The sequence below is a fragment of the Mesorhizobium helmanticense genome (genome assembly GCF_003034915.1).
GTDB classification, from domain to species: domain Bacteria; phylum Pseudomonadota; class Alphaproteobacteria; order Rhizobiales; family Rhizobiaceae; genus Mesorhizobium; species Mesorhizobium helmanticense.
The window spans coordinates 87,272-106,302 of sequence record NZ_PZJX01000026.1; the positions used below are offsets into that span (position 1 = coordinate 87,272).

General features: G+C 62.9%; 13 protein-coding genes. 6 read left to right on the forward strand and 7 right to left on the reverse strand.

Going from position 1 to position 19,031, the window contains the following annotated elements:
• The first annotated feature begins 351 nt into the window (after window positions 1-351).
• Together C9427_RS12940 and C9427_RS12945 are read left to right on the forward strand one after the other, a co-directional pair.
• A complete protein-coding gene (locus tag C9427_RS12940; RefSeq protein ID WP_107649556.1) occupies window positions 352-819 on the forward strand; it encodes an Hsp20 family protein in 468 nt (155 codons plus the stop codon).
• A 132-nt stretch (window positions 820-951) separates the two neighbouring features.
• Complete coding sequence (locus C9427_RS12945; RefSeq protein ID WP_107649557.1) at window positions 952-1,704, forward strand: sulfite exporter TauE/SafE family protein; 753 nt, start codon at window positions 952-954, stop codon at window positions 1,702-1,704.
• Between the two features lie 68 nt (window positions 1,705-1,772).
• Here the strand turns inward: C9427_RS12945 and C9427_RS12950 are convergent, their stop codons facing one another.
• Window positions 1,773-2,825 carry a threonine aldolase family protein gene (locus C9427_RS12950; RefSeq protein ID WP_107649558.1) on the reverse strand — a complete coding sequence of 351 codons (1,053 nt, stop codon included), beginning with the start codon at window positions 2,823-2,825 and terminating at the stop codon, window positions 1,773-1,775.
• 477 nt (window positions 2,826-3,302) lie between these two features.
• Between C9427_RS12950 and gltB the strand changes: the two genes are divergently transcribed.
• Together gltB and C9427_RS12960 are read left to right on the forward strand one after the other, a co-directional pair.
• Entirely contained in the window at window positions 3,303-8,051 is a 4,749-nt protein-coding gene (gene gltB / locus C9427_RS12955; RefSeq protein WP_107649653.1) for a glutamate synthase large subunit, read from the forward strand.
• 155 nt (window positions 8,052-8,206) lie between these two features.
• On the forward strand, window positions 8,207-9,661 hold the full coding sequence (locus C9427_RS12960) for a glutamate synthase subunit beta (protein WP_107649559.1): 1,455 nt from the start codon (window positions 8,207-8,209) through the stop codon (window positions 9,659-9,661).
• Window positions 9,662-9,712: 51 nt separating this feature from the next.
• On the opposite strand, the gene C9427_RS12965 is transcribed toward C9427_RS12960, so the two are convergent.
• Together C9427_RS12965 and C9427_RS12970 are read right to left on the reverse strand one after the other, a co-directional pair.
• Window positions 9,713-10,933 carry an SGNH/GDSL hydrolase family protein gene (locus C9427_RS12965; protein ID WP_107649560.1) on the reverse strand — a complete coding sequence of 407 codons (1,221 nt, stop codon included), beginning with the start codon at window positions 10,931-10,933 and terminating at the stop codon, window positions 9,713-9,715.
• A gap of 118 nt (window positions 10,934-11,051) precedes the next feature.
• Window positions 11,052-12,278, reverse strand: coding sequence for a lytic murein transglycosylase (locus tag C9427_RS12970; RefSeq protein WP_107649561.1), 1,227 nt, complete (start codon window positions 12,276-12,278; stop codon window positions 11,052-11,054).
• Window positions 12,279-12,483: 205 nt separating this feature from the next.
• Between C9427_RS12970 and galU the strand changes: the two genes are divergently transcribed.
• The gene (gene galU / locus C9427_RS12975; protein ID WP_107649562.1) at window positions 12,484-13,389 is read left to right on the forward strand and encodes a UTP--glucose-1-phosphate uridylyltransferase GalU; all 906 of its coding nucleotides are present in this window, start codon (window positions 12,484-12,486) and stop codon (window positions 13,387-13,389) included.
• 29 nt (window positions 13,390-13,418) lie between these two features.
• On the opposite strand, the gene C9427_RS12980 is transcribed toward galU, so the two are convergent.
• On the reverse strand, window positions 13,419-15,188 hold the full coding sequence (locus C9427_RS12980) for an outer membrane beta-barrel protein (RefSeq protein ID WP_167434335.1): 1,770 nt from the start codon (window positions 15,186-15,188) through the stop codon (window positions 13,419-13,421).
• A 195-nt stretch (window positions 15,189-15,383) separates the two neighbouring features.
• Between C9427_RS12980 and C9427_RS12985 the strand changes: the two genes are divergently transcribed.
• Window positions 15,384-16,385 carry a KpsF/GutQ family sugar-phosphate isomerase gene (locus C9427_RS12985; protein WP_107649563.1) on the forward strand — a complete coding sequence of 334 codons (1,002 nt, stop codon included), beginning with the start codon at window positions 15,384-15,386 and terminating at the stop codon, window positions 16,383-16,385.
• A gap of 11 nt (window positions 16,386-16,396) precedes the next feature.
• Here C9427_RS12985 and C9427_RS12990 read toward each other — a convergent pair whose 3' ends face one another.
• The 3 genes from C9427_RS12990 to hemH form a co-directional block, all read right to left on the reverse strand.
• Complete coding sequence (locus C9427_RS12990; RefSeq protein WP_107649564.1) at window positions 16,397-16,861, reverse strand: NfeD family protein; 465 nt, start codon at window positions 16,859-16,861, stop codon at window positions 16,397-16,399.
• Window positions 16,862-16,871: 10 nt separating this feature from the next.
• Window positions 16,872-17,822: an SPFH domain-containing protein gene (locus C9427_RS12995; RefSeq protein WP_107649565.1), complete on the reverse strand. Its 951-nt coding sequence runs from the start codon at window positions 17,820-17,822 to the stop codon at window positions 16,872-16,874.
• A gap of 127 nt (window positions 17,823-17,949) precedes the next feature.
• Window positions 17,950-19,014 carry a ferrochelatase gene (gene hemH, locus C9427_RS13000; protein WP_107649566.1) on the reverse strand — a complete coding sequence of 355 codons (1,065 nt, stop codon included), beginning with the start codon at window positions 19,012-19,014 and terminating at the stop codon, window positions 17,950-17,952.
• Between the last annotated feature and the right edge of the window lie 17 nt (window positions 19,015-19,031).

A 19,031-nucleotide genomic window follows, 5' to 3' on the forward strand; every position in this document is an offset into this window, starting at 1 on the left:
CCGGAAGCAGCCTGCGGCGGGCTTCCGGCCTCTGTCGATCCGGGAGGAAGGGACGTTACACCCGGTTCGGCCTCGTCGCGGCACCGCATCCGGTTGCCGCTGTTTCTTGATCCTGGAAAACAATCTAGCTCTGCCTAGCTGAACGTCCGCCGAAGCCTCGGTTCATCTGCCGTTCATCAAGGCTCGAAACCCAGCGGTTTTTCGCCGGCAGGAAAATCTTGAAATGCTCCTGCCTGCTCCCCAAATGTCGGATGCGGCCGCCAATGTTGGGGCCGCTGGCCCACTCGAAACGCCTCAACGGGTTTCGCACCGGCCATACGCAAACCATGTTGCTCAACAGGAGAACACACCATGCGTCACGTTGATTTTTCCCCGCTTTATCGTTCGACCGTCGGCTTCGACCGGCTGTTCACCATGCTCGATTCGCTTGCGCAGCCCGACGGCGCGCAGACCTATCCGCCCTACAACATCGAGCGTACCGGTGAGGATTCCTACCGCATCTCGATGGCTGTCGCCGGTTTCTCGGACGAGGAAATCTCGATCGAGGCCCACCGCAATGTGCTGACCGTCAAGGGCGAGCGCAAGGAAGAGGGCAATGGCGAAGGTTCCGAGCTGCTCTACCGCGGTATCGCTTCGCGCGCCTTCGAGCGCCGCTTCCAGCTTGCCGACCACGTCGATGTCGTCGGCGCCACGCTGAAGAACGGCCTGCTCTTCGTCGACCTCAAGCGCAACATCCCCGAGGAGCTGAAGCCGCGCAAGATCGCGATTACCGCGTCTTCGGGCAAGGCCAAGCAGATCGAGGCCAAGACCGCTGCCTAATCGCGGTTGAGTGTAAAGTCTCTGAGAAGCGGCGCCGGAAGGCGTCGCTTCTTGTTTGCCCTGGTGCCTGTGCCACCCCCAACCGATGGTACTGGCCCTTTCACGGCAGCCCTTGCCTGATCATGAAGGGCGATGTCTGATTTTTCCCTGGTGCTGACAGGTACCGTCGCCGTCACCTTCCTGCTGGCCGGCATCGTCAAGGGGGTCACCGGCATGGGCCTGCCGACGCTGGCGATGGGACTGCTGGGCACGGTCATGCCGCCTGTCACCGCCGCCTCGCTGCTGATCGTTCCCTCCTTCGTCACCAATGTCTGGCAGTTGCTGGCCGGGCCGAGCTTCGCGTCGATCCTGCGCCGGCTCTGGCTGATGATGGCCGGCATCACAATCGGCACGCTGGCTGGCTCATGGCTGCTGGCCAGCGACAATGTCAAATGGACGACGACCGGCCTGGGTGCCGCCCTGGTGCTCTATGCCGTCTACACCTTGCTGGCGCGACAACTCAGTATTCCCTCGGGGATTGAACGCTGGTCGTCACCTGTCATCGGTTTTCTCACAGGCCTTGTCACCGGCGGCACAGGGGTCTTCGTGGTTCCAGCCGTGCCCTACATCCAGGCGCTGGGGCTGAGCCGGGACGACCTCATCCAGGCGCTCGGCCTATCGTTCACCGTGTCCACAATCGCGCTGGCCGCCGGCCTTGGCTCGCATGGAGCCTTCCGGGTCGAGCATATGGCGCTGTCGTCGCTGGCCGTCGTGCCGGCTTTGCTCGGCATGTGGCTCGGCCAACTGCTCAGGCAGCGGATCAGCCCGGCGACCTTCCGGCGCTGGTTTTTGATCCTGCTGATGCTGCTTGGCCTTGAACTGCTGGCGCGGCCTTTCCTGGCCTAGATGTGCGCGTCGCATCTGGATGGATTCATGCGGCGCGCTTTCGGTTCTTGGATTCCGTGTTTGCCGGATCATGCCGCTATCAGCGCCTCGAATTGCGCAAGGTCCTTGTCGGTTGTGGCAAAGCTGGTGACGAAGCGATAGAGCGCTTCGTCCTCACCTATATGGCCGTCGAAACCAAGCGGCCTGTGCCAGTCATAGAAGGCGGCTCCCGCCGCTTGCAACCTCTCGACCTCGGCCTTTTTCATCACCGCGAAGACCTCGTTGGCTTGTGGCAGCCAGGCCAGACTAGCGGATGAAGAATCCTCGATCGCCGCCGCAAGCCGAGCCGCCATGGCGTTGGCATGCCGAGCCGTGTCAAGCCACAGGCCATCTTTGAAATAAGCGTCGAACTGTGCCGCGACAAAACGCGATTTCGAGAACAATTGCGCTGCGCGCTTGCGCAGGAAGGCCAGTTCCCCGGCGCGGTCAAGATCGAAGAGCACGATCGCTTCGGCACACCAGCAGCCGTTCTTGGTGCCGCCGAAGGAGAGGATATCGACGCCGCGCTTCCAGGTCATTTCCGCCGGCGTCGTATCCAGCGCGACCAGCGCATTGGCAAAACGGGCGCCGTCCATATGCACCGGCACCTTGTAATGCCTGGCGATCGCCGAAATCTTGTCGATCTCGTCCAACGTGTAGACGGTACCAACCTCGGTCGACTGGGTAATCGAAACCGCCATCGGCCGTCCCCAATGGACGATTTCCGGTGCGTAACGGCCAATCGTGTTTTCCAGATTGTGCGGGTCGATCTTGCCAAGAGCACCGTCGATGGCACAGAGCCGCGAGCCGCCGCTAAAATATTCCGGCGCGCCGCATTCATCCTCGATGACATGCGATTCGCGATGGCAGAAGGAAATGCCCCCCGGTTTGTTGTAGGTGGTCAGCGACAGTGAATTGGCGGCGGTGCCGGTCGCCACGAAGAACACCGCAACCTCGCGTTCGAAAATCTCGCTGAAGCGTTGATAAACCGCCTGGTCGAGCGCACCGTCGCCATAGGCGGTGGAAAAGCCGCCGGCTGCGCCCGACAGGCCGGCAACGATATTGGGATGGGCGCCTGCCCAATTGTCGGAAGCGAAGAACATGCATCTGCCTGTGTTTTGGGGAAATCTGCATGAAGTTGACCGGTTTCACAGGCCGACCGCAAGAGGCCAGACGTCGGAAAACCGTTAAAGCCAGCCTGTCCGGCAGCCAGCGGCTGACGACTGAAGCTTACGTTTTCCTTCGCCTCCACGTAATTTTCTGTCGCCGAACGGCCAAGTTTTTTGTGAATCGGTCTTGTGCGCGTCCAGGATTTCTGTCATAAAAATTTAGGACAGTAGTGCTGTCTTATTTTGTCGCACAAATCAGGCTGGAGTGGCGTATCATTGGCCTCTCCGGCTATTGCCGCGAGCGACAGGTAGACGGTCCGGCTCTGGCCTGTACGAATACCATATGCGATGCATGCGGAAAGCCGCATGGTTCGGCAAGGATTTCGCAAGACGTGCCGCAAGGATGGAGGGGAGCCATGCGCTTCCCGACGCAAACCAGCGCCCAGAGGGCGCCGAATGGAGGACAGGATGATGACGGAATTGACGCCATCTGCGATCAACGGCCAGGCCGCGCAGACGAACGCGGCAGCCGTCAAGAATACGTCCATCACCACTGGCCTGACCAAAATTGGGCGAACCGCCAACGGCTTCGCCGCCCAGGGCCTTTACGATCCGCGCAACGAGCATGATGCCTGCGGCGTCGGCTTCATCGTCAACATGAAAGGCGTCAAGTCGCATCAGATCGTCAAGGACGGACTTGCCGTGCTTGAAAACCTGACGCATCGCGGCGCCGTCGGCGCCGATCCGCTCGTCGGCGATGGCGCCGGCGTGCTGGTGCAGCTTCCCGACCGTTTCTTCCGCGAGGAAATGGCGGCCCAGGGCATCGAACTGCCGCCAGCGGGTCAATACGGCGTCGGCCACTGGTTCATGCCGCAGGACGCGGCGCTTCGCGCCCATATCGAGGACATCATCGCCGAATCGGCGCAGTCCGAGGGACTTCCGCTGATCGGTTTCCGTGACGTACCCGTCGACAATTCGTCCCTGTCGAAGGCTCCGGATATCGTCGCGTCCGAGCCGTACCATCGGCAGGTCTTCATCGGGCGCACGACCGACATTACCGATGACGAGGAATACGAGGCCAGGCTCTATCTGCTGCGCAAGGTCATATCGGGCCGCATCTACGCCGAGAACGACAACAAGGACATCGGTTCCTACTGCGTGTCGCTGTCGGCGCGTACCATCGTCTACAAGGGGATGTTCCTGGCCTATCAGGTCGGCGCCTATTACAAGGACCTGACCGATCCGCGCTTCGAGACGGCGCTGATCCTGGTCCACCAGCGCTTTTCGACCAACACTTTCCCGTCGTGGAAGCTGGCGCATCCCTATCGCATGGTCGCCCACAATGGCGAGATCAATACCGTGCGCGGCAACAACAACTGGATGGCGGCGCGTCAGGCATCCGTCGATTCCGAACTGTTCGGCAACAACATCTCGAAGCTCTGGCCGATTTCCTATGACGGCCAGTCCGACACCGCATGCTTCGACAATGCGCTCGAATTCCTGTTCCAGGGCGGGTACAGGCTCAGCCACGCCATGATGATGCTGATCCCAGAAGCCTGGGCCGGCAACAAGCTGATGGATGCCGATCGCAAGGCCTTCTACGAATACCATGCGGCGCTGATGGAGCCGTGGGACGGGCCAGCGGCGGTTGTCTTCACCGATGGCCGCCAGATCGGCGCTACGCTCGACCGCAACGGACTTCGTCCGGCGCGCTACATCGTCACCGATGACGACCGTGTCATCATGGCTTCCGAGGCCGGCGTGCTGCCGGTGCCGGAGGAGCGGATCGTCAAGAAGTGGCGGCTGCAACCCGGCCGCATGCTTTTGATCGACCTGGAGAAGGGCCGCATCATCTCCGACGAGGAGATCAAGTCGGAGATCGCGACCAAGCACCCCTACAAGAGCTGGCTCGCCAATACGCAGCTTATCCTGGAAGATCTGAAGCCGGTCGAGCCGCGCGCGCTGCGCAAGGATGTCTCGCTGCTCGATCGCCAGCAGGCCTTCGGCTACAGCCAGGAAGACACCAAGCTTTTGATGTCGCCGATGGCGACGACCGGCCAGGAAGCGGTTGGATCGATGGGCACCGATACGCCGATTTCGGCGATGTCGGACAAGTCGAAGCTGCTCTACACCTATTTCAAGCAGAACTTCGCCCAGGTCACCAATCCGCCGATCGATCCGATCCGCGAGGAGCTGGTGATGAGCTTGGTTTCCTTCATCGGGCCGCGGCCGAACATCTTCGACCTCGTCGGCAATTCGCGCCGCAAGCGGCTCGAAGTGCGCCAGCCGATCCTGACCAATGGCGATCTCGAAAAGATCCGCTCCATCGGCCATACCGAGGATCGTTTCGACACCAAGACGATCGACATCACCTATGGCTCGAACGAGGGCGCGGCCGGCATGCAGGGCGCCATCGACCGGCTGTGCGAGCGCTCCGAGGCAGCGGTCGCCGGCGGCTACAACATCATCATCCTATCCGACCGCCAGCTCGGGCCGGACCGCATCGCCATACCGGCGCTGCTGGCGACGGCCGCGGTGCATCACCACCTGATACGCAAGGGGCTACGCACCTCGGTCGGGCTCGTGGTGGAATCCGGCGAGCCGCGCGAGGTGCATCATTTCTGCTGCCTCGCCGGCTACGGCGCCGAAGCGATCAATCCCTATCTCGCCTTCGACACGCTGCTCGACATGCACAAGCGTGGCGAATTGCCGGCCGAGGTCGACGCCTATGAAGTCGTCTCCCGCTACATCAAGTCGATCGGCAAGGGCATTCTCAAGGTGATGTCCAAGATGGGCATCTCGACCTACCAGTCCTATTGCGGCGCGCAGATATTCGACGCCATCGGACTGAAGTCGGATTTCGTGCAGCAGTATTTCACCGGCACTGCGACGCTGATCGAGGGCGTCGGGCTGGACGAGATCGCGGAAGAGACGGTCCGCCGCCACTCCGACGGTTTTGGCAACGACCCGGTGCTGCGCAACAGCCTCGAGGTCGGCGGCGAATACATGTTCCGCATGCGCGGCGAGGCGCATATGTGGTCGCCCGATGCGGTTGCCACCTTGCAGCATGCCGTGCGCCAGGGCTCGTGGGAAACCTTCAAGGAATATTCCGCCCAGATCGACAGTGCGACGGCCCGCGCCCAGACCATTCGCGGCCTGTTCAAGATCAAGCTCGCGGATGAGACCGGCCGCAAGAAGGTCGCGTTCGACGAGGTCATGCCGGCGGCCGACATCGTCAAGCGGTTCTCGACAGGGGCGATGTCCTTCGGCTCGATCTCCCGGGAGGCGCATACCACACTGGCGCGCGCCATGAATGCTATCGGCGGCAAGTCGAACACCGGCGAGGGCGGCGAAGAGGCCGACCGTTATCTGCCGCTGCCGGGCGGCGGCAAGAACCCCGAGCGCTCGGCGATCAAGCAGGTCGCCTCCGGCCGGTTCGGCGTGACGGCGGAGTATCTGGTCAATTCGGACGTGATGCAGATCAAGGTCGCGCAGGGCGCCAAGCCTGGCGAGGGCGGCCAGCTGCCCGGCCACAAGGTCGATGCGACCATCGCCAAGGTCAGGCACTCGACGCCGGGCGTCGGCCTGATCTCGCCGCCGCCGCATCACGACATCTATTCGATCGAGGATCTGGCGCAGCTCATCTACGATTTGAAGAACGTCAATCCGGCGGCGGATGTCTCGGTCAAGCTGGTGTCCGAAGTCGGCGTCGGCACCGTCGCGGCCGGCGTCGCCAAGGCGCGCGCCGACCACATCACCATATCGGGCTATGATGGCGGCACCGGCGCCTCGCCGCTGACCTCGCTCAAGCATGCCGGCAGCCCGTGGGAAATGGGCCTTGCCGAGACACACCAGACGCTGGTGCTCAACGGCTTGCGCAGCAGAGTGGCGCTGCAGGTCGACGGCGGCCTGCGCACCGGCCGCGACGTCATCATCGGCGCCCTGCTTGGCGCCGACGAGTTCGGCTTCTCGACCGCGCCGCTGATTTCGGCCGGCTGCATCATGATGCGCAAGTGTCACCTCAACACCTGTCCGGTGGGTGTGGCGACGCAGGATCCGGTGCTGCGCAAGCGCTTCAAGGGCACGCCCGAGCACGTCATCAACTTCTTCTTCTATGTGGCGGAAGAGGTGCGCGAACTGCTCGCCGAAATGGGCTTCACCCACATCGACCAGATCATCGGCGACACCGACCTGCTGCAGAAGCGCGACGTGATCGAGCACTGGAAGGCGCGCGGGCTCGATTTCGGCAAGATGTTCTTCAAGCCGGATGCGCCGCATCACGCTGTGCACTGGACCGAGCGGCAGAAGCATCCGATCGACGATGTGCTCGACCGCAAGCTGATCGAGCTGGCAAGGCCGGCGCTGGAAAGCCGGCAGCCTGTTACCATCGAGCTGCCGATCCGCAATGTCGATCGCTCGGCGGGTGCGATGCTATCGGGCGAAGTGGCCAAGCGCTTCAAGCACAAAGGGCTGCGCGAGGACACGATCTCGGTCAAGCTCACCGGCACGGCGGGGCAATCCTTCGGCGCCTTCCTGGCGCGCGGCGTCTCGTTCGATCTGATCGGCGCCGGCAACGATTATGTCGGCAAGGGCCTGTCGGGCGGGCGCATCGTCATCCGTCCGCCGGAAGAGGCCAAGATCGTCGCGGCCGAATCCATCATCGTCGGCAATACGGTGCTCTATGGAGCGACCGAGGGCGAGGCCTATTTCGCCGGCGTCGCCGGCGAGCGTTTCGCGGTGCGCAACTCTGGCGTGGCCGCCGTCGTCGAAGGCGTCGGTGACCATGGCTGCGAGTACATGACCGGCGGCATCGTCGTCGTCATCGGCCAGACCGGCCGCAACTTCGCCGCCGGCATGTCGGGTGGCGTCGCCTATGTGCTCGACGAGGCAGGCGATTTCGCCGAGCGCTGCAATATGGCGATGGTCGAGCTGGAGCCGGTTCCGGAAGAAGACGATCTGATGGAAAAGCTGCTGCATCATGGCGGCGACCTCGATCACAAGGGTCGCGTCGACGTGTCAGGCGACATGACCAGCCATGACGAGGAACGGCTCTATCAGCTGATCTCGAACCACGTCCACTATACGGGTTCGGTGCGCGGCCGCGAGATCCTCGACGACTGGACGACTTTCCGGCCGAAATTCCGCAAGATCATGCCGGTCGAATACCGCCGCGCGCTGATCGAGATGGAACGCATGCGCATGGGCGTGGCAGCGGAATAGATTTTGCGACGGCCGGGAAGCCTGGCTTCCCGGCACGGGCCTCATCAACAATCCTGACCTCGGGCTGAAGGTTGCCATGGCTGCCTCAAGAGGTTAACCGGTGCGGCGGCAAGTTAGATTTCCGGCCGCACCATCTGGACAGCAGGAACTGGACTATGGGCAAGGTAACAGGCTTTCTCGAGATCGACCGGCAGGTGCACAAGTACCAGCCGGCTTCCGACCGCATCCGGCATTTCCGCGAATTCACGCTGCCGATGTCGGACAAGGAGGTCGAGAAACAGGCCGCGCGCTGCATGGATTGCGGCATTCCGTTCTGCCATGGGCCGACCGGCTGCCCGATCCACAACCAGATCCCGGACTGGAACGACCTCGTCTACAAAGGCGACTGGGACAATGCGATCCGCAACCTGCATTCGACCAACAATTTCCCGGAATTCACCGGCCGCATCTGCCCGGCGCCTTGCGAGGAAGCCTGCACGCTGAACCTCGAGGACATCCCGGTCGCCATCAAGACCGTCGAGCAGGCGATCGCCGACAAGGCCTACGAGACCGGCCATATCAGGCCCTATCCGCCGGAGAAGAAGACGGGAAAGCGCGTCGCCGTTATCGGCTCGGGACCGGCCGGCATGGCGGCGGCCCAGCAGCTCGGCCGCGCCGGCCATGACGTGCATGTCTATGAGCGCGAGAGCCGGCCCGGCGGGCTGATGCGCTACGGCATCCCCGACTTCAAGATCGAGAAGCACTATATCGACCGGCGCATCGAGCAGATGCAGGGCGAGGGCGTCAGCTTCTACTGCGGCGTCAATGTCGGCGTCGACAAGAAGGTGGAGGAATTGCTCGCCGAATATGATGCGGTGCTCTATTGCGGCGGTTCGGAAACGCCGCGCGCCGCCGATATTCCCGGCGATGATCTTGAGGGCGTGCATGACGCGATGCCCTATCTGGTGCAGCAGAACAAGCGCGTCGGCGGCGAAGCGATCCAGTCGGTGGCGTGGCCCTCGCCCCCGATCGTCGCCGGCGGCCAGCATGTCGTCGTCGTCGGCGGCGGCGACACCGCCTCCGATTGCGTCGGCACCGCCTTCCGCCAGGGCGCCGTGCGCGTCACCCAGCTCGACATCCGCCCGCAGCCGCCGGAGAAGGAAGACAAGCTCGCGGTCTGGCCCTATTGGGCGACCAAGATGCGTACGTCATCCTCGCAAGCCGAGGGCGCGGAACGCGAATTCCAGGTAGCGACACTGGAGTTCATCGGCGAGGATGGCCAGCTGACCGGCGTCAAATGCTGCGAGGTCGATGAAAAGCGCAAGCCGATCGCCGGCACCGAATTCGTCATCCGCGCGGATCTGGCCTTCATCGCCATCGGCTTTGCCGGCCCTGCCGCGGCTGGCGTCGTGCAGGAACTGGACGGGCAGATGAAGATCGCCACCGATGCCCGCCGCTCCAGGAATGTCGAGGCCAACGACCGCGACTACAGGACCAGCGTCGAACGGCTCTACGCGGCGGGCGACGTGCGCCGTGGCCAGTCGTTGGTCGTCTGGGCGATCCGCGAGGGCCGCCAGGCGGCGCGTGCGATCGACGAGGCGCTTATGGGATCGACCGTCCTGCCACGCTGAGATCGTTTGGAAACCCTACTCCTGCGGCCATCTGCGGGCGTTTCCGCCGTATCAAGGATTGATGGCTGTCGTCTTGTCGCTTCCAGCGGCTGCCGTCGCGGGATTGACCTTGGGCGGCCAGGAAAAATCGTCGGCGCGGCCGGGCGAGGCTTTGAGGGCCTTGCCCTCGACGGCGAACTTTTCGCCGGGTCTGTCCGCCTTTTTCAGTGGGGCGGCGCCGAGAAGTTCCGAGCCGCCGTCGAGCGCCGGATCGCTGAGCAGCATCGGTACGGTTCGGTCAACTTCCATGGGCGCAGCCGCCGGCGCCTCCACGGGAGCGCCGGCCGGCGCGGCGGCGGTCGTGACGCCCCCCGGCGCACTCAGCCCCAGGATCTTCAGCAGCGGTTTTTCCGCATAGAAAGCGAGCTTGCGTTTGCCGGCCTTCGACACGTTGATGCCGTCATCGGTGCGCAGGCGCACCGCCTGGCCGTTGATATCTGGCCCGCTGATGACGAAGGCGCCGTTCTCGTCGACGAAACCGTCCCAGATGTCGACGAATTCGCCGCCGTGAGTTTCGGCCGCCGACCGGTAGATGTCGTTGAAAGCCAGCATGTCGGAGGTCATCTTCGCCACCCGGAAAGGCGGCATGCCGACCCACAGATAGGGAACCTTGGTCGACGCGATGGCCTTGCCGAGCGCCTCGGTCCGGCGCTCGTACTCCTTGGTCCAGTTCTCCGATCGCGGCTGTTCGCGCACATCGTCGACGCGCATTTGCTGACGGTCGTTGGAACCAAGCATGACGACCACGGCCGCGGGCTTTTCGGTCTCGATCAGCGATTTGATCTGTTCGGGCCAGTTGTAGACGTCGTCACGCACGAGGCCGGACGAACCATTGCCGCGGACGACGATCCTGACGCCAGCGTTTTGCGCAAAAGCGGCATCCAGCCCTTCGGCAAGGCCGCTCGCCATGAAATCGCCGACTACAAGGACAGTGCGGGCATCCGGCGCCTTCTCGACAATGGGGGTTGTTGGCTCAGCTGGTCGGCGCGACGCGGCGCGAGGTTTTCTTGCCTTCGTGGGTGGCCTGGCTCGCTGGATTTGCCGCGGTGGCGGCTCGATCCGCTCGCTCCGGCGCGGAAACAACAGATCGCGCAGCGACCAGCCACGGCTTTCTTCCTGCGCCATGGCCGGTGTGTGAAAGGCGCCGGCGATGCCCGCCACCAGGACGACAATGGCCAGAGCGAGTACCGGCACGCGACGAAGGATCACCCGGATGCGCGCAGCCGAAACCAATCACCCTCTCCATCCCTGGGCGCATGGCCCGAAAGCGGATTTCGGAAGGGCCATGCGCGCGAATTAACGTGCTACAGCGTCCTCTGCGCGTTCGAAGGGACGCACGCTGTAGACGGCTCTATTTCTGCCTGAGCCATTTGAGCACTTCCATGCTCGGATGTCCGTCCTGGGTCAAGCCGGCCTTCGCCTGGAAGGCCATGATGGCGGCTTTCGACCCGTCGCCGATCTTGCCGTCGAACTTGCCCGAATAGTAGCCGTGCTCGGAAAGCCGTTGCTGGAGCTCCTGCCTTTCCTCGAAGGAAAGCTTGGTGAAGGGCCGCTTCCAATCCTGCACAAGCCCGCCATAGCCGGCGATATCATCGGCAAGAAGCCCGACGGCAATCGCGTATTTGTCGGCATTGTTGTAGCGCTTGATGACCGAAAAATTCTTGATCATCAGGAAGGTCGGTCCACCGCGGCCGCCGGGCACCTTCAACGTCGCCTTGTCCGCGCCATTCCTGAACGGCTTGCCGTTGGCGCGCTTGACACCCAGCGCTTGCCATTGCGACAGCGACATCGATCCTTTCGGGAATTTCTTGCCGTCCGGAAGGACGACTTCATAGCCCCAGGTCTTGCCGGCCTGCCAGCCGTTCTTCCTGAGCAGATTGGCGGACGTTGCCAATGCGTCGGGAATAGAATTCCAGATATCGCGCCTGCCGTCGCCGTCCATATCGACCGCGTAGGACTGGTAGCTGGTCGGAATGAACTGGGTATGGCCCATCGCGCCTGCCCATGAGCCGACCAGATGGCTCTCGTCGATGTCGCCCCTCTGCAGGATCTTCAATGCAGCGATCAACTGGGTGCGGGCATATTTCGAGCGCCGGGGATCGGCATAGCCGAGCGTTGCCAACGAACGCACGACATTGCGGATGATATCGTCGCGCTTGAGGGTTTCGCCATAGTTCGATTCCATCGACCAGATGGCCAGCAAGACGTTGCGGTCGACGCCATACTTGGCCTCGATCCTGTCCAGCCACGGCTTCCATTTCCTGGCCATCTGCTGGCCGACGGCGATCGACTGGTCATGGACGCGGTTGTCGAAATAGTCCCAGGCGGGCGCCGTGAACTCGGGCTGAAAGCGTGCTTTCTCCAGCACCTCCGGGTCGGCATCCTTTATGCCCCTGAATGCCTGGTCGTAGACAGCGCCGGAAACGCCACTCTGCACCGCGGTTGCGCGGAAGCTGGCAACCCATTGGCGGAAACCGGCGTCGGCAAAAGCCGACCCGGCTGGCATCAGCAAGGCAAGCGAGAGGCCGGCGGCCGCCACGACGCTTGTCAGGCGCCTTGCTGCTTTGCGTAGGGACATCTTTTTCCTCCTTTTTCGTCACAGGAAGATCATTCATCGCCGAAGCCGGTTAGGATTTAGTTTACCATAGGTGCCGTTGGGAACGAAAAGACAGGTCGATGCTTTAGGGATTGCAAATTTTCATCGGATAGTCGGTAATCCCCGATTTCGGCATGAAAATGTCTGCAAGAGGTTGCCGACGAGGCTAGCAAGGATAAATGGCAGCATGAAAAGAGTTCGCAAGGCAGTTTTCCCGGTCGCCGGCCTCGGCACGCGGTTTCTCCCGGCCACCAAGGCCATCCCCAAGGAAATGCTGACCGTCGTCGACAGGCCGGTCATCCAGTATGTGGTGGACGAGGCGCGCGAAGCCGGCATCGAACATTTCATCTTCGTGACCGGCCGCAACAAGGCGGTCATCGAGGATCATTTCGACGTCCAGTTCGAACTCTATGACACGCTCGCCCAGCGCGGCAAGGACGACCAGCTCGCCCGCCTGCAACGGTTGCAGCCCGGGCCGGGGCAGACCAGCTTCACCCGCCAGCAGGTGCCGATGGGCCTCGGCCATGCCGTCTGGTGCGCGCGAGAGCTGGTCGGCGACGAGCCGTTCGCGCTGTTGTTGCCCGACATGATAATGCAGTCGGAAAAGAGCTGCATGAAGTCTATGGTCGAGCTCTACGAGGAGACCGGCAACAACATCATCGCGGTCCAGGAATGCGACCCGGCCGAAGCCCATAAATATGGCATTGTCGGCCGCGGCGAGGACACGCATCATGGGTTCCGCATCACCGAGATGGTGGAGAAGCCGAAGGCAGGCACCGCACCCTCCAATCTCTACATCAACGGACGCTACATCCTGCAGCCTGAGATATTCGGGATCCTCGAAAGCCAGGAGAAGGGCGCCGGCAACGAAATCCAGCTCACCGATGCGATGCTGAAACTGGAGAAACAGCAGCCGTTCTACGGTTACCATTATCAGGGGCGCACCTTCGATTGCGGATCGCCTGAGGGCTTTGTCGAGGCCAATGTCGCCTTCGCGCTGTGGCGCAGCGATATGAATGCGAGCATGGCGGGCGTCATCCGCACACTGCTCGACGAGTTGAAGCCGTCGGAACGCATGGGCGCTGCTTTTTAGGGCCACTCGTCGATGCCGGTCGGCTTGCCTTACCGCTGGACCTTCACGCCAAGGAATATGCTGTTGGCCGTGTAGTCGCGGCCCTCCAGGTTGCTGGTCAGCTTTTCGGTCCTGACGCGGGTGGTGAGGCCGGCATAGCGGTTCAGCCACCATGTCAGCCCGGCCTCGGCGCTCAGCGTCAGATCATGGCCGTCGGAGCCTATGTAATCACGCCAGTCCGCGCCAAGGGCGGCGTTCCCGGTCAGGTTGGCACGGATTAGCCGCTCGCCGGTGAGGCGGCCGGAATAGAGGATGTCGCCGCTTTCTCCGGCGGTCGTCGAGTCCTCGATGGTCGTCTGTCCAGTGAGACCGATTATGGTGCCGCGCTCGGGCGACCATTTGAGGTCGGCGTTCACCGTAGCGCCCGAAATCGCCTGCAGTCGGTCGTCGTCGATGGCTTCCCTGAGCCAGCCGGCCGAGAATTCGCCGGCAAGCTTCTCACCCATGTCGAGTTCGACGCCGGCCCGGGCGCCGAGCCGTGTCGAGGATCGTTCGTACCCGCTGCTATCGACGCGCTGATCATAGAGCCGGCGGCCGACCTCGACCTCGGTGAAGGGCGTGATGGCGGGAGAGATCTCGTAGCCGGTGCGCAAAGTCGTCGTGTAAAGGGTGGAATCGCGGTCCTTCTGCGACACGACGGTGCCGTCCGAAAGTTTGGCATCGCCATAGATGTCGTGGGAGACGGCACCGGTCAGCGCGAAGCGCATCTTGCCGGCGTCCTTCTCGACGGCGAGGCTGCCGTCGAGAGTCTGGCGTATCGGCTGCGAGTTGACGCCGGCAATGGCGTCGGGCGAGGAGGCCGATTCCGGCGCAATCTCGTAACCGAGCTTGGCGATGGCGCGCAGTTCATTGTCGAGGTCGACGTTGAGCGCGCCTTCGATGCGGCCGCGCGCCTCATTGATCTTCTGGCCCGAAACGGTGTTGCGGAAAATGCCGTAGCCGTCGATGGTGGCCGAATTCTCCGCCCAGTCGGAGACGGCGTTGAAGCGCAACGCCGTTTCCGACAGCAGTGCGGACTTGCCGCCATTGCTCGAATCGGCATTCGACGTGGCCGTCAGGCCCTGCTCCAGCGTCGGCCTGATCACGAAGGAGCCGAACCTGAGGCCAGTGGCGGCGAAGGGGTCGTCCTCCACCTTCTTGTCCTGGCCCTCGATCGCCTCGGTACGCTCGGCGCCGGGGTCAAGCTGCAGCCTGTCGGCGGAATCAATGGTCAGGGCGCGGCGATTGGTGTCCTGATCCGTCTCGGCGGTGTCGGTGTCATCCGTCGTGGCCGTGGTTGTTGCGTCGACGGTGGTTTTCTTTGTCTTCTTGCTGTCGGCGGCCCCGTCCTGCGCCTTGTCTTCATCGGCAGCGCGTTGCCTGGCGCTCGCCGAGCGGCGTGGCGGGACGGGGGCGGGGTTGTCGGCAAACGGGTCGTCAGCGGCCGCGGGTGGATCGAAAATACTGCCGGTCGCCGATGCCGTGCCCGTGCCATCGTCCGGTACGGCGCCGGGACTGGCCGGTTGATAGGTGGGTGCCGGCGCGTCCCCCTGGGCGGTCGCGCCGGTCGCCCGATCCTGGGAACCGGCCATGCTCATTTGTCTGGTCTTGCGCTGCTGGTCGGCCAGGATAGCCGATTCCGAAACCTCGCCGCGCAGCTCGGTCTCCTGGGCGTAAGGCAGCGTCGGCCGCAGCAAGGCAAAGACGCTGGTCGCCAGCAACAAGGCGCAGACCGCCTTGCCCTTGCGTCCTCTTTTCTTTTCGGGCTGGGCCTTGGACATTGCCACCACTGCTTGCGCCGCGCCTGCGCGCCATACTTACCGAACCGTAAATGGGGATGGTTAACGGAGGGTTGAGGTGGCGGCCGACTAACCCGGTCGCGCGCCTATGATCCAAGGGATTCACGCGCGGCGCTGCACGCATGAGGCGGCAATTCCGTTGGACAGGCGCGCGGCAAAGCGCTAATCGCATCAGCCATGCATGCGGGATCCCCAGAGAAGAAGCCGCTCGACAGGCAAGCTTCAATCGCTTCGGCGCTCAGAACGGTGGCAACCGAGCAGGCTGGTATCGCAGCACTGGCGTCCGAGCTCGAAAACGGGCTTGCCGAACCGTTCGCGCGCGCCGTCGACATGGTGTCGCGGATCGACGGCCGCGTCATCGTTACCGGCGTCGGCAAGAGTGGCCATATCGGCTCCAAGATCGCCGCGACGCTCGCTTCGACCGGCACGCCCGCCTTCTTTGTCCACCCTGCCGAAGCCAATCATGGCGACCTCGGCATGATCGCCAGCGACGACGCCATCATCGCCATGTCTTGGTCGGGCGAGAGCAGGGAACTCATGGGTATCGTCGCCTATTCCAGGCGTTTCTCGATCCCGCTGATCGCGGTCACTTCCGGGGAGACATCGGCGCTGGCGCGCGAGGCGGATGTGGTGCTTCTGCTGCCGCGTGCGCCGGAAGCCTGCCCGCACGGCCTGGCGCCGACGACATCGACACTGCTGCAACTGGTGATCGGCGATGCGCTGGCCATCGCGCTGCTCGAGGCGCGCGGTTTCACGCCCGATCATTTCCGCACCTTCCACCCCGGTGGGCAACTCGGCGCCAACCTGACACAGATCCGTGACATCATGCATGTCGGCGAGCAACTGCCGCTGGTGCCCTCCGGCACCGGAATGCAGGAGGCGATCCTCGAATTGTCGCGCAAGGGTTTTGGCTGCGTGGCGATCACCGGCGCGGACGGTGCGCTGGTCGGCATCATCACCGACGGCGACATCAGGCGCCATATCGGCGGCAATCTTCTGGCGATGAGCGTCGATCAGGTCATGACCAGGGAGCCGAAGACGGCCGGACCCGATACGCTGGTGGCGACGGCGCTGCAGACGATCAATAACTCGGCCATAACCAGCCTGATGGTGGTAGAAGGCAAGCGTCCGGTCGGGCTCGTGCACCTGCACGATCTGCTGCGCATCGGTGCGGCCTAGCTCTTTTCAGCTCAGACGGCCTCGACGGTCAGCTCCAGATCCGTATCGGCGGCGCCGGTTACGCGCACCTGCGTGCCGGCCGGCAGATCCGGGCCCGAAACGCGCCACAGCGTGTCGCCCAGGCGGATGCGGCCGCGGCCGTTCTTGATCGGCTCGGCCAGCGTCGCCATCCTGCCGACCATCTGCGCGCCGCGACGGTTGAGCAGCGGCTGGTCGGTCGGGTCATGGCGCCCGCCCATCAGTTTCTTGCCGAGATAGGCCGATATCAGCGACAAGGCGAGGAAGGCGAGAACCTGAATTTGCCAGGTCCAGAAGCCTGCGTCCCAGATAAGCAAGGAGACCGCGCCGATCAGCAGCGCGGCGATGCCAATCCACAGCATGAAGACGCCCGGCGCGACAATTTCCATCGCCAGGAGCACGAAGCCGAGAACCATCCAGTTCCAGGGACCGAGTTCGGAAATGATACGGTCGAACATGGGATCGGCCTCAATTTTCGCGTGGGCGAACCACCGGCGGGCGGGCCGCCTGCCGCTGCGTGCCGGTGGAATCCTCGCCCCTGAAGACCTCCCTGGCGATCTCGCCAATGCCGCCGAGCGTACCAATAAGCGATGAAGCTTCCATCGGCATCAATACGACCTTGCTGTTTGTGGCAGAACCGATCTTGGCCAACGCTTCGGTGTATTTCAGCGCGACGAAATAGTTGAGCGCCTGCACGTCGCCCTTGGCGATCGCCTCCGACACCACCTGTGTGGCACGAGCTTCGGCCTCGGCCGAGCGTTCGCGCGCCTCGGCGTCGCGGAAGGCGGCTTCCCTGCGGCCCTCGGCCTCCAGGATCTGCGACTGCTTGAGACCTTCGGCGTCGAGGATCTGCGCGCGCTTGTTGCGTTCGGCCATCATCTGGCGGCCCATCGATTCGACAAGATTGGCCGGCGGATTGATGTCCTTGATCTCGACGCGGGTGATCTTGATACCCCAGGGATGCGCCGCCTCGTCGACGACGCGCAACAGGCGCTCGTTGATCGCGTCGCGGTTCGACAAAAGCTCGTCGAGGTCCATCGAACCCATCACGGTGCGAATGTTGGTCATCGTCAGGTTGAGGATGGCGTTCTCGAGGCCAGAGACCTGGTAGGCGGCCTGCGCGGCGTTGAGCACCTGATAGAAGGCGACGCCGTCGACGGCGACGGTGGCGTTGTCGCGGGTGATGATTTCCTGCGTCGGAACGTCGAGCACCTGCTCCATCATGTTCATCTTGGCGCCGACACGGTCGACGAACGGCACGATGAGGTTGAGACCCGGGCTCAATGTCTTGGTGTAACGGCCGAAGCGTTCGACGGTATAATTGTAGCCTTGCGGAATTGTCTTGATGCCTTTGAAAAGCACGAGCACGACAAGAGCGACAAGAACAAGAAGCGAAATATCGAAACCACTGAAATCCATTTGGCTCTCCCTCAGACGCCTGCGCAACCAGCCGCATCAAACACTTAAGTGTGTTTCAGGAACGTTACAATCAGGTGATCGTCGATTGTGGCGCATGGCGGCACGGGCCGTCGGCTCAGCTGCTCGCTCAGACCCAGCCCGACAGTTCGCGCCGCACCATCGCCTCGATCACCGCCATCCCCTCGGCACTGTCGTTGAGACAAGGGATGTGCGCGAATTTCTGGCCGCCGGCATGATGGAAGGTTTCGGCCGCCTCGCGGCCGATCTCGTCCAGCGTCTCGATGCAATCGACGGAAAAGCCGGGGTTGACGATGGCGATCGATTTCACACCTTCCCTGGCCAGTTTCTCGACCGTCTTGTCGGTGTATGGCTGCAGCCATTCCTGGGCGCCGAAGCGCGACTGGAAGGTGGTGATCAGCTTCTTGTCGCTCCAGCCGAGCCTTTCACGCAGCAGCCGCGTCGTCTTGAGGCAGTGACAGTGATACGGATCACCCTTTTCGAAATAGGGTTTCGGAATGCCGTGATAGGAGGTTATGACCACCTCCGGTTCGAAATCGAGCCCCGCAAGATGACGCTCGATCGAACGGGCAAGCGCCTCGATATAGACCGGCTCGTCGTAATAGGGCGGCACGCTGCGGATCGCCGGGGCACGACGCATCTTCATCAGGGCGCGAAACAACTGGTCATTGGCGGTAGCGGTCGTCGTTGCCGAGTACTGCGGGTACAGCGGGAAAGAGAGAATGCGGTCGCAGCCTTGCGCGACCAGCCTCTTGGCCACGCTTTCGGTCGAAGGGTTGCCGTAACGCATCGCCCAGTCGACGACGACATCGGGCAGGTCGCGCAACGCTTCGGCCAGCTTTTCGGCCTGAGCGCGGGTATAGGTGCGCAACGGCGACTCGTTACGCTCGTGGTTCCAGATCCTGGCGTAATTGGCGCCTGATTTTTTCGGTCGCGTGGTCAGCACCAGCCCATAGAGGATCGGGTACCAGATCGCCTTGTTGAGCTCGATGACGCGCTGATCGGACAGGAACTCCCGGAGGTAGCGCCACATCGGCTTGAAATCGGTGCCGTCGGGCGTGCCAAGATTGACCAGCATGACGCCGATCTTGCCTGCCTTGACTGGCGGATGTCCGGCCGGCAGCGGGCCGAGGGCTTTTGCGGCCGTGGGATCGACAGGGCTGGAAAGCGTCATAAGGGGTCTCCGGACAT

What these genes read in the sequence shown, in the direction of transcription:
- galU (WP_107649562.1), top strand. Translation starts at nt 12,484, where the DNA reads ATGAAAAGAGTTCGCAAGGCAGTTTTCCCGGTCGCCGGCCTCGGCACG.
- C9427_RS12945 (WP_107649557.1), top strand. Translation starts at nt 952, where the DNA reads ATGTCTGATTTTTCCCTGGTGCTGACAGGTACCGTCGCCGTCACCTTC.
- C9427_RS12970 (WP_107649561.1), bottom strand. Translation starts at nt 12,278, where the DNA reads ATGTCCCTACGCAAAGCAGCAAGGCGCCTGACAAGCGTCGTGGCGGCC.
- C9427_RS12985 (WP_107649563.1), top strand. Translation starts at nt 15,384, where the DNA reads ATGCATGCGGGATCCCCAGAGAAGAAGCCGCTCGACAGGCAAGCTTCA.
- C9427_RS12960 (WP_107649559.1), top strand. Translation starts at nt 8,207, where the DNA reads ATGGGCAAGGTAACAGGCTTTCTCGAGATCGACCGGCAGGTGCACAAG.
- hemH (WP_107649566.1), bottom strand. Translation starts at nt 19,014, where the DNA reads ATGACGCTTTCCAGCCCTGTCGATCCCACGGCCGCAAAAGCCCTCGGC.
- C9427_RS12995 (WP_107649565.1), bottom strand. Translation starts at nt 17,822, where the DNA reads ATGGATTTCAGTGGTTTCGATATTTCGCTTCTTGTTCTTGTCGCTCTT.
- C9427_RS12940 (WP_107649556.1), top strand. Translation starts at nt 352, where the DNA reads ATGCGTCACGTTGATTTTTCCCCGCTTTATCGTTCGACCGTCGGCTTC.
- C9427_RS12980 (WP_167434335.1), bottom strand. Translation starts at nt 15,188, where the DNA reads ATGTCCAAGGCCCAGCCCGAAAAGAAAAGAGGACGCAAGGGCAAGGCG.
- C9427_RS12950 (WP_107649558.1), bottom strand. Translation starts at nt 2,825, where the DNA reads ATGTTCTTCGCTTCCGACAATTGGGCAGGCGCCCATCCCAATATCGTT.
- C9427_RS12990 (WP_107649564.1), bottom strand. Translation starts at nt 16,861, where the DNA reads ATGTTCGACCGTATCATTTCCGAACTCGGTCCCTGGAACTGGATGGTT.
- gltB (WP_107649653.1), top strand. Translation starts at nt 3,303, where the DNA reads ATGACGGAATTGACGCCATCTGCGATCAACGGCCAGGCCGCGCAGACG.